At 49.0% G+C, this 12857-nt stretch carries 12 protein-coding genes; 5 read left to right on the top strand and 7 right to left on the bottom strand.

The window, feature by feature from the left end; all coding sequences use genetic code 11:
- Positions 1–30 precede the first annotated feature (30 nt).
- Both speB and speA read right to left on the bottom strand, forming a co-directional pair.
- Complete coding sequence (gene speB, locus IY568_RS05195) at positions 31–951, bottom strand: agmatinase (RefSeq protein ID WP_194866929.1); 921 nt, start codon at positions 949–951, stop codon at positions 31–33.
- Entirely contained in the window at positions 952–2865 is a 1914-nt protein-coding gene (gene speA / locus IY568_RS05190; protein ID WP_125559807.1) for a biosynthetic arginine decarboxylase, read from the bottom strand. It abuts the gene before it with no gap.
- Positions 2866–3157: 292 nt separating this feature from the next.
- Here speA and IY568_RS05185 point away from each other — a divergent pair, with 292 nt between their 5' ends.
- Entirely contained in the window at positions 3158–4024 is an 867-nt protein-coding gene (locus IY568_RS05185) for a hypothetical protein (protein ID WP_194866928.1), read from the top strand.
- 29 nt (positions 4025–4053) lie between these two features.
- Here IY568_RS05185 and phaC read toward each other — a convergent pair whose 3' ends face one another.
- From phaC to IY568_RS05170, 3 genes are all read right to left on the bottom strand, one after another.
- Positions 4054–5823, bottom strand: coding sequence for a class I poly(R)-hydroxyalkanoic acid synthase (gene phaC / locus IY568_RS05180; protein WP_125559811.1), 1770 nt, complete (start codon positions 5821–5823; stop codon positions 4054–4056).
- A 125-nt stretch (positions 5824–5948) separates the two neighbouring features.
- A complete protein-coding gene (locus IY568_RS05175; RefSeq protein WP_010382711.1) occupies positions 5949–6296 on the bottom strand; it encodes a phasin family protein in 348 nt (115 codons plus the stop codon).
- A gap of 90 nt (positions 6297–6386) precedes the next feature.
- Positions 6387–7136, bottom strand: a complete 750-nt coding sequence (locus tag IY568_RS05170; RefSeq protein WP_125559813.1) for an SDR family oxidoreductase — start codon at positions 7134–7136, stop codon at positions 6387–6389.
- A 599-nt stretch (positions 7137–7735) separates the two neighbouring features.
- Between IY568_RS05170 and IY568_RS05165 the strand changes: the two genes are divergently transcribed.
- Positions 7736–8134: a rhodanese-like domain-containing protein gene (locus tag IY568_RS05165; RefSeq protein ID WP_194866927.1), complete on the top strand. Its 399-nt coding sequence runs from the start codon at positions 7736–7738 to the stop codon at positions 8132–8134.
- A 65-nt stretch (positions 8135–8199) separates the two neighbouring features.
- On the opposite strand, the gene IY568_RS05160 is transcribed toward IY568_RS05165, so the two are convergent.
- Complete coding sequence (locus IY568_RS05160; protein ID WP_125559815.1) at positions 8200–9243, bottom strand: alkene reductase; 1044 nt, start codon at positions 9241–9243, stop codon at positions 8200–8202.
- 126 nt (positions 9244–9369) lie between these two features.
- On the opposite strand from IY568_RS05160, the gene IY568_RS05155 reads away from it, so the two are divergent.
- The 3 genes from IY568_RS05155 (at position 9370) to IY568_RS05145 (ending at position 11820) form a co-directional block, all read left to right on the top strand.
- Positions 9370–9951, top strand: a complete 582-nt coding sequence (locus tag IY568_RS05155) for a TetR/AcrR family transcriptional regulator (RefSeq protein WP_125559817.1) — start codon at positions 9370–9372, stop codon at positions 9949–9951.
- A 141-nt stretch (positions 9952–10092) separates the two neighbouring features.
- Positions 10093–10779 carry a DUF4336 domain-containing protein gene (locus tag IY568_RS05150; RefSeq protein WP_194866926.1) on the top strand — a complete coding sequence of 229 codons (687 nt, stop codon included), beginning with the start codon at positions 10093–10095 and terminating at the stop codon, positions 10777–10779.
- Positions 10780–10941: 162 nt separating this feature from the next.
- Complete coding sequence (locus IY568_RS05145; RefSeq protein WP_125559822.1) at positions 10942–11820, top strand: winged helix-turn-helix domain-containing protein; 879 nt, start codon at positions 10942–10944, stop codon at positions 11818–11820.
- A gap of 212 nt (positions 11821–12032) precedes the next feature.
- Here the strand turns inward: IY568_RS05145 and IY568_RS05140 are convergent, their stop codons facing one another.
- On the bottom strand, positions 12033–12854 hold the full coding sequence (locus IY568_RS05140; protein WP_194866925.1) for a methyltransferase domain-containing protein: 822 nt from the start codon (positions 12852–12854) through the stop codon (positions 12033–12035).
- Between the last annotated feature and the right edge of the window lie 3 nt (positions 12855–12857).

Genomic DNA, 12857 nt, shown 5'->3' with positions numbered 1-12857 from the left:
CAACAAAAAAGCGCCCGCAGGCGCCTCTAGTTATTTGTGGCGAATAGCCCATAAATGGAGCAATTCGTAGGCGATGGTGGCCGCGGCGATGGACGTCAGCTCGCTCTGATCGTATGAGGGTGAGACTTCCACCACGTCCATACCAATGATATTAATCCCTTGCAGTGCGCGCAGTGTCTTCAGCACTTTGTCGCTGCTCAGGCCACCACACACCGGCGTGCCGGTGCCGGGTGCAAAGGCCGGATCCAGGCAGTCGATATCAAAGGTCAGATAGACCGGTAGGTCGCCGACTCTGGCCTTTATCTGCTCGGCAATGGCCTGGGCATCCATATCATTGGCTTGCATTGCATCGACCACGGCAAAGCGATGATTACTTTGCTCGAACTCAGTGCGGATCCCCAGCTGAATGGAGTGCTCCGGACTGATCAGCCCTTCTCTGGGGGCATGAAAAAACATAGTGCCATGGTCATAACGCGAGCCCTGACTGTAGGTATCGGTATGGGCATCAAAATGCACTAAGGCCATTTTGCCATGTATCTTCTGGTGCGCCCGCAATAAGGGCAGAGTGACGAAATGGTCGCCGCCCAATCCAAGTAAGGCTTTACCCTGATGGAGGATCTGCTCAGCCGCCAACTCCAGCTGCGCGGTAAAGTATTCCGGATCCCCCACCGGATAAGTAAAGTCGCCAGCATCGTGCAGGCTAATTTTGTCCCAAAGCGCAAATTGCCATGGGTAACGTTTACCTTCCCAGGCTAAGTGGACCGAGGCGCGACGGATCGCATCCGGACCCAGACGGGCACCAGGGCGTCCCGAGGTTGCCAAATCAAATGGCAACCCCAGCACCACTACGTCGGACTCAATATGGGCGATGTCGCGCACCATGGGCTGACGTAAAAACGTCATGCCGTTTGAGTATAACGAGTGGTCGCAATGGTCGAACAACTGTGTCACTTAGCACTCCTCCAGATAGGTGTAGCCTTCCAGGCCCGACGCCAGCTCGGCCAGACACATGGCCTGATCGGCCTGGTCCAGTCGGGTATTGACCTGGGCAATAAAGTTCTCTTTAAATGCTGCTACGTCCAAATGTACGTAACGCATCATATCTGCCACGCTATCGCCTGCGTCGATGTCGTCCATTTGTAGCTGACCCTGTGCATCCACCCGGGCCACCACACTGTGGGTGTCGCCAAACAGGTTGTGCATGTCGCCCAGGATCTCCTGATAGGCACCGACCAGGAAGAAGCCCAGCAAGTAGGGCGAATCCGCCGTATACTCGGGCACAGGCAGGGTACTTTCAATGCCCTGACCATCAACATAATGATCCACCGCCCCATCTGAGTCGCAGGTGATGTCGAGCAGCACCGCACGCTTTTTCGGCGCCTGTGTCAGGCCGCTCAGCGGCAGCACAGGAAATACCTGATCTATGCCCCAGGCATCGGGCAGTGACTGGAACAAGGAGAAGTTCACAAAGAACTTGTCGGCCAGTTTGGTGCCCAGTTCATCGATGATCGGACGATGAAAACGGTTTTTGTTGTCCATTCTTTGCTGCAATTCGTAGCAAATACGCAAGTTTACCTGCTCAGCCCAGGCGCGTTGCTCCAGCGACAGCATGCCCATGGCAAATTGTCCATGTACTTCCGCCAGGTCGCCTTGCGTGTCGTGATAGAGCTCAATCAGCGCTCTGTCGTCGCTTTGCTTGCTCAGTGCCTGCCACGAACGCCACATATTACGCAGCAGCTGCGGGGCATCGCTGGCAACCGCGGTTAGCTGCTCTGGCTGATAGCTCTCGGTGCCTACTACATCAGTGATCAACACCGCATGATGTGCCGTCAGCGCCCGACCCGATTCCGAAATAATGGTCGGCATCGGCTGGTTATATTGCTGACAAGTATCACCTATGGTGTACACCACATTGTTGGCATACTCAGCCAGGCTGTAATTCATCGAGTTATGTGACTGGCTGCGTGTACCGTCATAGTCCACCGCTAGGCCACCGCCGACGTCCAGGTTGATCAGGTTAGCGCCCAGTCTGCGCAGCTCGCAGTAAAAGCGTGCCGCTTCGCTTACGCCTAAGCGTACGTCCCGAATGTTGGCCATTTGCGACCCTAGGTGAAAATGCACCAGTTGCAATGCGCTCAGCATGTCAGCTTGTTTTAGCTGCTCAATCACAGTTAACACCTGAGACGCGGACAAGCCAAACTTAGACTTTTCACCGCCGCTTGCCTGCCACTTCCCTTTACCCTGCGAAGCCAGACGTACACGCAGGCCCAGTCTTGGCGTTACATTCAGTGCTTTGGCTTCGGCCAGTACCAGATCCAGCTCGGAGCGCTTCTCGAGCACGATATATACCCGATGGCCGAGCTTTTCGCCGATCAGCGCCAGGCGGATGTACTCGCGGTCTTTGTAGCCGTTACACACGATCACGGCACTGGTTTTTTCGCTCAATGCCAGCACCGTCAATAGCTCGGCTTTGCTGCCCGCTTCAAGGCCCAGTTGCTTTTTCTCTTTACCTTCCTGACTGGCGATCAGCCCCTCAACCACTTCTCTTTGCTGATTTACTTTGATGGGGTAAACCAGCAGATAGTCTTTGGGATACTGGTAGTCTGCAATGGCTGTATTAAACGCCTGACAGATGTCATTGACACGTTGCTCAAGGATCTGTGGGAACCGCACTAAAGCTGGTAAGCCATAGCCCTGCGCTTTAATCTGCGCGGCAATGTGTGTCAAAGTAACGGCGTGCCCCGGGTTATCTACTGTCGGCATGGCGGTTACCTCTCCCTGATCATTGATACCAAAGAAGCCCTGGCTCCAGTGGCGCACGTTGTAGCATTCACGTGCCTGCTCAGAAGAGATCAAATCTGTCATTAACGTTCCTTAATAGGTAAAAAGTGATTTCAATAAGTCTTGGTGATGGGGCGCATTAAACGGACAATCGACTTGCGTGTCTAACAAGAAATTTTGCTCTTTACGAGTGAGTTTTTCACTGAAGGGGCGTGGTCTGAACTTCACAGGTTAAGGGGTGAGTGTTCCTGGTGATCTTAATCTGTGCTCTTGCCCATAAAACTAAAATATCCGGTGTCCAATTAACCACGGCACAGGACAAATACCTTGTGTATGTTATGGTGAGAGACAGAGAAAGAGGCTGACAGGAGGCGCGATGCGTGGATTGATAGGGGCCGTATTACTGTGCTCGCAGGGCTGGGCCACAGAAGTGGTTTATCAGGATTTGCATGTGCTCGATGGCAAGCAGCAAGCCATTGTTAAAAGTTGGCTGAACCAGGGGCTCAGAACGACTGAGCAGACTTTGGGCCCCCTGGCACAATCTCATCTGCCTGTGAAGCTACAGAATGTTTATTTGAGTAGTGATCCGGTCCCCTGGGGGGCCGTAAACCGCTCCGAAGTGGATGGAATCGAGTTGCATATCAGCTATTTCGCAACGCAGCAGCAACTGATCAGCGACTGGACCCTGTATCATGAGCTGGCCCACCTGTATCATCCTTTGCTCGATTATCCGGACTTCTGGTTAGCTGAAGGCCTTGCCACCTATTTACAAAACGTCATTATGCTGCACGGCGGTGTGATCACCACTGATGAGTACGTACAGCGGATCATGGCGGGTCTGGAGCGGGGCCGATTGGGCACCTGGGAGACACCGGGTCCACTTGCCCGGGTCAGTGAGGATATGTGGCGGCTCAGGGCTCACGCGCGTGTTTACTGGAGTGGTGCGGCATTTTTTATAGAAGCGGAGCTGGCATTGCGGCAAAAAGATCCTGCTCTGACTTTGGTGAGTTTGCTAAAGCGTTATCAGACCTGTTGCAGGGCACAGGCACCAGCAGGGCAGCCAGATAGCGCAAAGGTGTTTCTGAGTCAGCTGGACAGGCTCTCTCGCAGCAGTATTTTCAGTAATCTTTATCACAGTTACAAGCTACGTCAGGATTTTCCAAGATTAAGCAAGCAGGCCGTCAGGCTGAGTGGTTTACATATGATGTCAGCTAGACACAGTGAGCTGCTCCGGCAAAAATAAAGGCTGCCAATTGGCAGCCTCTTAGTCGATTAGATTTTAACTTTAACGTATTCTCCGGGCGCAGCATAAATGCCTGGATTGGTTTTGCTGCTGGTGACGCGCTTGGGCACTTTCTCGTCCACATACTGGCTTAACCATTTACCCCAGTGTGGCCACCATGAGCCACTCTGATGCTTGGCCTTGTCCAACCAGGCATTGGCTTCACCGGTTGCTTCCGGGCCATACCAGAAACCATATTTTTCCGCGGCTGGTGGGTTGATCACACCAGCAATGTGGCCAGATTCACCCAGTACAAATGTGGTTTTTGCGCTGGTGTGCTGAATGCCCTGGAAAGTAGCCTGCCACAGGGCGATATGGTCATCCCGTGTTGATAACATGTACACAGGCTGTTTGACTTTACTGAGGTCTATCTTGGTGCCTCTGACTTCAATTTCGCGAGGTTGTACGAGGCGGTTTTCCAGATACAGGTCGCGCAGCATGAAGTTATGACATTTTGCGGTGAGGTTGGTGCTGTCGCCGTTCCAGTACAGCAGGTCCAGATCCATGGGGGCCTCACCTTTGAGGTAGTTATTAACGTAGTAATTCCAGTACAGACTGTTTTCGCGCAGCATGCTAAAAGAAACACCCAGCAGGTGACCATGCATGATGCCATTTTGAAGGTTGTATTTTTCCAGCGCAGAAATCGTTGGCTCATTGACAAACACGCCAATCTCACCTGGCTGTGAGAAATCCAACAGGGTCGTTAATAAGGTTGCACTCTTAATACGGTGCTTCATACGTTTCGAAACAAAGTACGCCATCGCTGTGGTGACCAAAGTACCTGCAATGCAGTAGCCTACGGCATTGACATAGGCTTCACCGGTTTGCTTTTCAATGGCATCCAGTGCCGCAATGACCCCATCTACAATGTAGTCTTCAAAACCCACATCAGCCATACTGGCATCCGGGTTTTTCCAAGAAATCATAAACACAGTATGGCCCTGATCAACAGACCATTTCACCAGTGAGTTCTGCTGTTTCAGATCCAGAATATAGTATTTATTGACATAAGGCGGCACGATCAGCAAAGGCGTTTTGAATACATCTTTGGTGGTGGCATCATACTGAATAAGTTCGAATAAATGATTCTGGAATACCACGCGTCCAGGGGTGGTCGCGATGTCTTTACCCAGCTCAAAAGCGTGTTCGTCAGTCATGCTGATCCGCAGCATGTCACCGCTTTTGGCCAGGTCTTTTTTAAACATGTCCAGCCCTTTGATCAGGTTTTCACCTTTTGAATCTAACGTCAGCTTAAGCAGCTCAGGGTTAGTGGAAATGAAGTTGCTCGGGGAGATAGAGTTCACCACCTGGCGGGCAAAAAACTCCAGACGCTCTTTGAGTTTGTCATCCAGTCCCGGTGTTTCACGGATAGACGACAGTAAAGACTGACCAAATAGCAAATAGCTTTGTTTAATGTAATTAAACCAAGGGTTATCACGCCATTCATCGGCCTTGAAACGGCGATCCCCACGCTCTGTTTCGATGATATCAGGTTGTTCGGTGTCGAACCCCTGTCCCCAGGTTTGTTGCATAATTTTGATTTGTTCCTGCCACCAGTCAAACTGATGCTGAACAAAGGTTTCTGGCTGCTTCGCTATTTCGTTCAACCAGACACCAAAATCCCGGGCACTTTGCTCGTTCAGGGCTTGTTGAACGGGGTTTTCTTTGAGCAGGTTATTACTGAATATAGTGTAGAGATCTTGATTGTACTGCCACCAGGCCGTCAGCGTTTTATTAAGATCTGTGTTATCGGTATCCATTACTCGTGTCCTAATAGGCAAATTGATTGCACGTGTCTTGTGTCGTGTTTGGTATAGCGGATCAGCCACTACAAAAAACAGGCTAAAAAAATGCCCCTGCAATAGGCAGGGGCAGGCGACAGCGATTAAGCTTTTGCAGTGGTTTTAACACTGTCTTTAGAAATTGCGTCAAGGTGCTCTTTGAACTCGTTGCCAAGTTGAGTCAGCTTCTGACCATCGTCGATCATTTGCTGGCTCAGCTTGTTCATTGCTGTGAGCTGGCTTGCATTGAAGTCGATGAAAGATTTAACATCTTTTACTTCAGCGGCTGTTTTCAGCTGCTCAACAGAAGTTTTAGTAAAGCTCTCTGTTGCATCAAGCTGGATCTGAGCCAGTTGCTCAATGTTTTTAGCAACCAGTTGGTTGAACTTGATGGCCGGAGAGAAAAACTGCTCGCTTTGCTCAGTAAAAGTTTTCATTAGATCGTTGTACATGGTGTGCTTCCTGTTTATCAAAAAAGTCCGTATAGGTAGCGTTACTGCCCAGGTACTTCAGAGCGTAGGCTCAATCCTGATATACGCCGCTTAGTTCATATAAAGTCCGCCGTTAATCGCCAGCGTTTCACCTGTGATATAGCCTGCCTGATCAGACGCCAGGTAAGCGACCGACTGAGCCACTTCGAGTGGCGTGGCTAAGCGCTGCATCGGCACTTGTGCCTTGATGCTTTCGAGCACATCTTCACGCATTTTTTCAACCATAGGGGTGGCCGTATAGCCAGGGGCAACCACGTTTACGGTTACGCCTGCGCGGGCGCCTTCGTAAGCCAGCGCTTTGCTGAAGCCGATCATTCCAGCTTTGGCTGCTGAATAGTTAGCCTGGCCAAATTGGCCTTTTTGGCCGTTCACGCTGGAAATATTGATGATGCGGCCTGATTTGTTTGCACACATGTGTGCAAAGACCGGGTGAGTCATGTTGAACATAGAGTTAAAGTTGGTGTCGATAACTTCCTGCCACTGTGTCAGGGTCATCTTTTTAAATGAGGTATCCCGTGTGATGCCTGCATTGTTGACCAGAATATCGATATGACCAAACTGGTCAATGACGTCATCGAGCTGTTCCTGGCACGCCTGATGATCAGTTACATCCAGGAATATGCCATGTACCGCAGCTGGGTTGATCGACTGCTCATTGAGCCAGGCGTCAATATCCGCTGAGGTACGTCGTGGGCTGGCAACAGCCACAACAAAACAGTTTGCATTTACCAGCTCTTTAACGATAGCTGAACCGATGCCACCCAGTGCACCAGTGACGACTGCGATTTTTTTGCTTTCCATATTGCTCTTCCGAACTTAAGGCGGCTCAACTATCGCACTTCTAAGCCACGTTTCCGGTTGGGTTTAATACAACCGAAAAGGTTTACGAACTGATGTTATTGTCATTCGCCATTGTGACGAATTCATAACCGATATATTTAATTCCCAAGACAAATTTTCATCTGTTTATTCGTTATTTTTGTTCTGTCCCTTATTGAGGGGTAAGGTATAGCTATCTCAGGTTTGATAAAAAATATAGCAAAATAGAGTAAAAGCTCAAGTTTTGCTCTGATGTTTCTTTTTCACTGATCTGCCAAGTGCTCACTATCTTTAAAGTATTAGTAATAGGAGTAAAACAAGCTGCTGAGTATTAGACTATAGCCTTAGTTGTCTTACCAATGAGCCAGATCAAATAACTAAGTAATTGTAAAATAAATGGTAAGCCTTCCGTATGAAAAATTCCCATCTTGCGCGATGTGCCTGTTGCGGGTAAATCTAAACTAAGAAAGGTTTTTATTCCTACTTTTTTGCTTTTTAAATTAAATTATTCTTTAGGTGGATAACGGGCTTTTTTGCTACGCTATCAATTACTGACAAGTCTAAGAAGTAGAGAGGGTTATGTGGTAAGGACGAGTATTTTTGTGTTGCTCAGTGTGTTTTGTTTCGTTGCACAAGCAGCAACCGATATCATTAGTCAGCAGGCACTGCTGCGTAATCAGATGTCAGCCCGGGCGCATGTCACAGTAGATGTCAGAAGCCCAAATGAGTTCGAGGCTGGGCATCTCAAAGGAGCCATTAATATTCCGTTTGACCAGATCTCACAACATCAATCTTTACTGGATACGCTAAAACCTCAAACGCTGGTGGTCTATTGTCGTTCCGGGCGTCGTGCAGCGATTTTTGAACAAGTGTTAGCTGAGCAGGGCTTTAGCCTGTTGCACCTCAGTGGTGACTTTCGTGACTGGCAAGCTGCTGAGCTTCCCGTGATTATGTCCGGCACCACAAAGACCGAGCAGTAATCACCGAAATCGGAGAAACAGTGCGGAAGATGATCATCCGCACCTGTTTATATTCTGTCAGCTGGTTACACTAAGGTTGCCAACATTTCTTCAGAATAGGGCGTCAGCGTTTCGCCTTGTCTGACTTTTTCAACATAATCCGGATTGGCAATAAAAGGCCTGCCTATAGCCAGTAAGTCAAAACGTTCGTCACGCAGCGCTTGTTCACCTGATTGTGGTGTAAAGCCGCCCACACCGACGAGCGTTTTACTGTAGTTTGCTCTGACGTAATCAGAAACGCGCCCACCTAGGAAGTCAAATTCCATAGCATCATCAAAGATACCTATGTGCACGAATGCCAGTGTACGCTGTTCCAGTTGTGCCAGCAGGTAATCAAAGACCGATTTATCACGCGGATCAGCTTGCATATTGAAGTAAGCGCCAGGCGTCAGACGCACAGCTGTGCGCTCTGCGCCAATACGGTCTGTGATGGCGTCGATAACTTGCAGGGCAAAGCGACTCATATTTTCAGGGGTTTCACCATACTCATCGGTGCGTGTATTACTTTCATAATGTAAAAACTGGTCAATCAGATAACCGTTGGCTGCATGAATTTCAATGCCATCAAAACCCGCGTCAATTGCATTACTGGCGGCCTGTGAATAATCTGCTACCAGCTGAGTGATGTCATCAAGTGTCGCCGGAGTTGGTGTGATGTAGCTCAAATCCCGCATGCGGGGCACTGTACCTTCCACTTTCTCTGCACTGGGTGCCAGTACTTTATCACCGTCAAAAAAGTGAGGGTGAGCCACCCGACCGGTATGCCATAGCTGGGCAAAAATCTTACCCCCCTTAGCATGCACTGCATCGGTTACTTTGCGCCATCCGTCAATTTGTTCGCTCGTAAACAGGCCAGGTGTGTTCGGGTAGCCCTGAGCGTCTGGACGAATGATGGTGGCTTCGGAGATAATAAGGCCTGCATCGGCACGGCGCGCATAATAGTCGGCCATTGCATCAGTTGGCACCAATTTATCATCTGCCATACAGCGGGTAAGCGGCGCCATCAAAATACGATTTTGAAGTGAAATTTGATCATTTAATGCATAAGTTTCAAACAGTTTGCTCGTCATAGTAGGACCCAGTTAGTTTTTGAATGCTTATTCAAGATATGATCATTTGAATGATCGTTCAAGTATATTTTGAACAAATGTTCAAAAATGAGTAAAATGCAGTACGTTTGATGAGGAGAGTAATGAATGCGCAGTGCTGAATTTGATAAAGAGCAGGTACTCAGAGCCGCGATGACGGCTTTTATGGAAAAGGGGTACGCAAAAACCAGTATGCAGGATCTCAAAGCAGCAACTGGATTGCACCCGGGTTCCATTTACTGTGCGTTTCAAAACAAGCGAGGACTGCTGCTGGCGGCACTGGAGCAATATAACCGAGATCGCAGCGATGAGTTACAGGCGCTGTTTTCACAACACCCCTCTGCCAGTGCCGGGCTGGAAGCATATTTGACGCATGTTGTGGAGGAATGTGTGAGTTATGATCCACAAAAATTATGCCTGACACAAAAAGCGCTAAACGAATTGGCCGAGCAAGATGAAGAGGCACAAGCTATCCTCAGTGAGCAATGTGCGATGTGGCGTAATGCTCTTTGCGCAGTATTTGAGCGTATTGCTGAGCAGGGAGAACTGGCTGGCAAGCGCAGTGCTTTGGATAGGGCGCGTAGCCTCATTGTCAGTATTTATGGATTACGTACTTTTGCGCATACCCACCCGGAGCCACAGATCATGCGAGATCTGGGGGCACAAATACTCAAAGACGTCTGTCAGTAAAGTTAAATGTACGGGTTATTTGGCCTTGCTATGAAGTGTGTTGGGTAAAATATCATCAGGTGTGTTAGTCTCTAATCCCATTACTTTTTCTTATATTAGATAAGTTTGATAAGGGGAAATTAGGTCCCCAGGGAGATTAATATGAGACAGCTGGACGAAAATATCTGGATCTTCGACGGTGAAGCCGTGTCGTTTTTTACCATGCCTTTCACTACCCGGATGACCATAATACGTTTGCCATGCGGTGGACTTTGGGTGCATAGTCCAATCCGCCTGACGCCTGAATTGCGAGCGCAAGTGGATGCGCTTGGACCTGTACTTTACCTGTTGGCACCCAATCATCTGCACCATTTGTTCATGTCGCCCTGGCAGGAGACCTATCCGGAAGCACAAACATTTGGCACCCAAGAGGTAAAAGAGAAGTGCAAGACACTTAGCTTTGATGGGATCCTCGATAATGGACAGCATTATCCCTGGGATAATACCCTAAAAACACTGCTTTTTACCGGCTCACCAGCAATGGAAGAGGCGGTGTTTTTCCACCCGCAAAGTTGCACTTTGCTGGTCACAGACCTTATAGAGAACTTTGATCCTAACAGCCTGAATATATTCCAGCGTTTTGTGGCGAAAGGCGCTGGCGTAGTGGCACCCGAAGGTCAGACTCCACTGGACTGGCGACTAAGTTTTATCTTTCATCATGACACGGCAAGGACGCACCTGAACACCATCCTGGATTGGGCACCCGAGCGCCTGATCATGGCGCATGGTTTGATCGTTGAAAAAGACGCTGTTGCCTTTTTAAAGCGTGCTTTTGAGTGGCTTGAATAAAATACTTAGTTGTTTGATTTTAATAATTATAAATTGATTTTTTCAGTATAAATCACAGTACCAGTAAGACCAAAGTTGATAACTATTCAAGTGCATGTAACTAGCATGTGAATAAAAAATCCGCTAGGCTGGTGCGATAATAACAAGAATATTGTCAGGGTTATGGAATTTCAATTCGCCAACGCGCGTTTGAATATTGCGACGCAGTGCGTCATTATCGATGAGCGGTCGACACAATTAGACGACCGCGCCTTTATGCTTCTCCACTGCCTTTTGCAGCGCCGGCCGCAGGTTTGTTCTCATGCCGATCTGGTTAAATTGCTGTGGCCAAATACCGTCGTATCCGACTGGTCGCTACCAAAGCTGGTCTCCGATCTGCGCAGCCAGTTAAACCGTGCAGGCTTACAGCAAAACTGTATCGTTACCGTGCGTGGACAGGGCTACCGGTTTGCACCCGCAATTGAGGTCAGTGAGCATCCGTTAACTAGCGCCTTAATGAGCGCACAGACGCCGCAGGTGAACGAGCAGTCTACGCAGGTGGTATCTCCCCAAAGCGATAACACTTTACCAGCACGATATTGGTTACCTGTATTGGTGATTGCCTGTCTGTGCTTTGTTGGGTTGATGACACACAGCACAGAACAGACGCCGAGATTACATTACGGCGAGCCGAGTGATGCGATTGGGCGAATACTGTGGGTGGATGACAATCCGACGAATAACCTGCAGGAAAAACGCTACTTTGAGCGCCACCATATTGGTGTGTATACCGTGAAATCCAGTGAAGAAGCATTATTGCTATTGCAGATGTACGAATACAATTTGATTATTTCAGATATGGGTCGGGCACAGGAGCCTCTGGCGGGATTGAAGTTGTTGCAACACCTTAGATCTGAGGGCGATCATACGCCTTATTATTTTTATACCCTGATTGACAATCAGGAGATGCTTGAAGTGATTAAAACCAGTGGTGGGCAGGGGGTTGCCACTGAACGGCCCCAGTTGTATGGCCAGATATTATCGCACTTTGCAAAGAAATAAATCATTGTAAGTGTATGAAAATAATGCTTTTCCAAATGATTCAAAGGATAATTGATGACTTTTTTACAGTGCTGTGCCACGGTTAAATTGTTGCTCTCCCGACCTTTGGCATTGACATGCACTTGCTGAGCAATGTGAGTGTATGACGACAGGATTAAAGACCTGGACACATGTCTCGGCCCTGGCACTTGTAATCGGTGCCAGGGTCTTTTTTATGCATCTGAGGGGGTGCTGAGGTGCTTTAGCACCAGGTGCGTATATCTGCCGAGTGAGGCATAAGGCTCCTGCTGGTTGTACTTCAGCTCCAACTCCAGTAATGCATCAAATTCATCACTGGCTTTACTTGTATCGCGCAAGTAATCATGAAAACACCGTACCCCTGATTGCACTTGTTTTTGCAGCGGTAGCTGGCTCAGCCAATGCTCGACGTCAGACGGTTCAAGTGGACGATTCGGGCTCAATCCGACCTTTTGCTTTACCTTGAGTCCATTGCGCACGTAATCAAAATTACCATAGACCATATTGGCCATGCGCTGAGCGGCACGATTGTAGTACATCAGTGATAAAAACCCACGTGGCGTCAGTCGCTGTGTCAACAGTGATAAAGCTTGCTGTTGCTCACTCAACCACTCCAACACGGCATGACACATCACGAGATCAAACTGGCCGAGTGCCAGATCCGGGAGTGCCTGAAGCGGAGCATGGATCAGGGTTATCCGCTCGCTCACGCCCGCTGCGTCGGCCTGACGTTGTGCCTGTGCCAGCATCTCTTCAGAGATATCGACGAGTGTTACAGCGTGCCCGAGCTGGGCCAGATACAGTGCTAGCTGACCTTGGCCACCACCTACATCAAGTACAGTTTTATCCAGGTCAACTCCGAGCCAGGGCACGTGCTGAGTGAGATCGCGCTGCAACACAGCCTCTCTCAGCTTACCCTTTGTGGTGCCGTAAATGTTGTTTTTAAATTTGCTAGTGAGCTCGCCGAAATTGCGGTCCTCATTTCGGTTGAGGGTCCGTTGTTTGTGCTTAGCCATAGA

It is taken from the genome of Pseudoalteromonas sp. PPB1 (genome assembly GCF_015356275.1).
Lineage (GTDB): Bacteria > Pseudomonadota > Gammaproteobacteria > Enterobacterales > Alteromonadaceae > Pseudoalteromonas > Pseudoalteromonas rubra_D.
This window is presented reverse-complemented; position numbering and strand designations above follow the sequence as displayed.

Coding starts and splice junctions, on each gene's coding strand:
- speA (WP_125559807.1), bottom strand. CDS start 2,865: ATGACAGATTTGATCTCTTCTGAGCAGGCACGTGAATGCTACAACGTG.
- IY568_RS05185 (WP_194866928.1), top strand. CDS start 3,158: ATGCGTGGATTGATAGGGGCCGTATTACTGTGCTCGCAGGGCTGGGCC.
- phaC (WP_125559811.1), bottom strand. CDS start 5,823: ATGGATACCGATAACACAGATCTTAATAAAACGCTGACGGCCTGGTGG.
- IY568_RS05175 (WP_010382711.1), bottom strand. CDS start 6,296: ATGTACAACGATCTAATGAAAACTTTTACTGAGCAAAGCGAGCAGTTT.
- IY568_RS05170 (WP_125559813.1), bottom strand. CDS start 7,136: ATGGAAAGCAAAAAAATCGCAGTCGTCACTGGTGCACTGGGTGGCATC.
- IY568_RS05160 (WP_125559815.1), bottom strand. CDS start 9,243: ATGACGAGCAAACTGTTTGAAACTTATGCATTAAATGATCAAATTTCA.
- IY568_RS05155 (WP_125559817.1), top strand. CDS start 9,370: ATGCGCAGTGCTGAATTTGATAAAGAGCAGGTACTCAGAGCCGCGATG.
- IY568_RS05150 (WP_194866926.1), top strand. CDS start 10,093: ATGAGACAGCTGGACGAAAATATCTGGATCTTCGACGGTGAAGCCGTG.
- IY568_RS05145 (WP_125559822.1), top strand. CDS start 10,942: ATGGAATTTCAATTCGCCAACGCGCGTTTGAATATTGCGACGCAGTGC.
- IY568_RS05140 (WP_194866925.1), bottom strand. CDS start 12,854: ATGGCTAAGCACAAACAACGGACCCTCAACCGAAATGAGGACCGCAAT.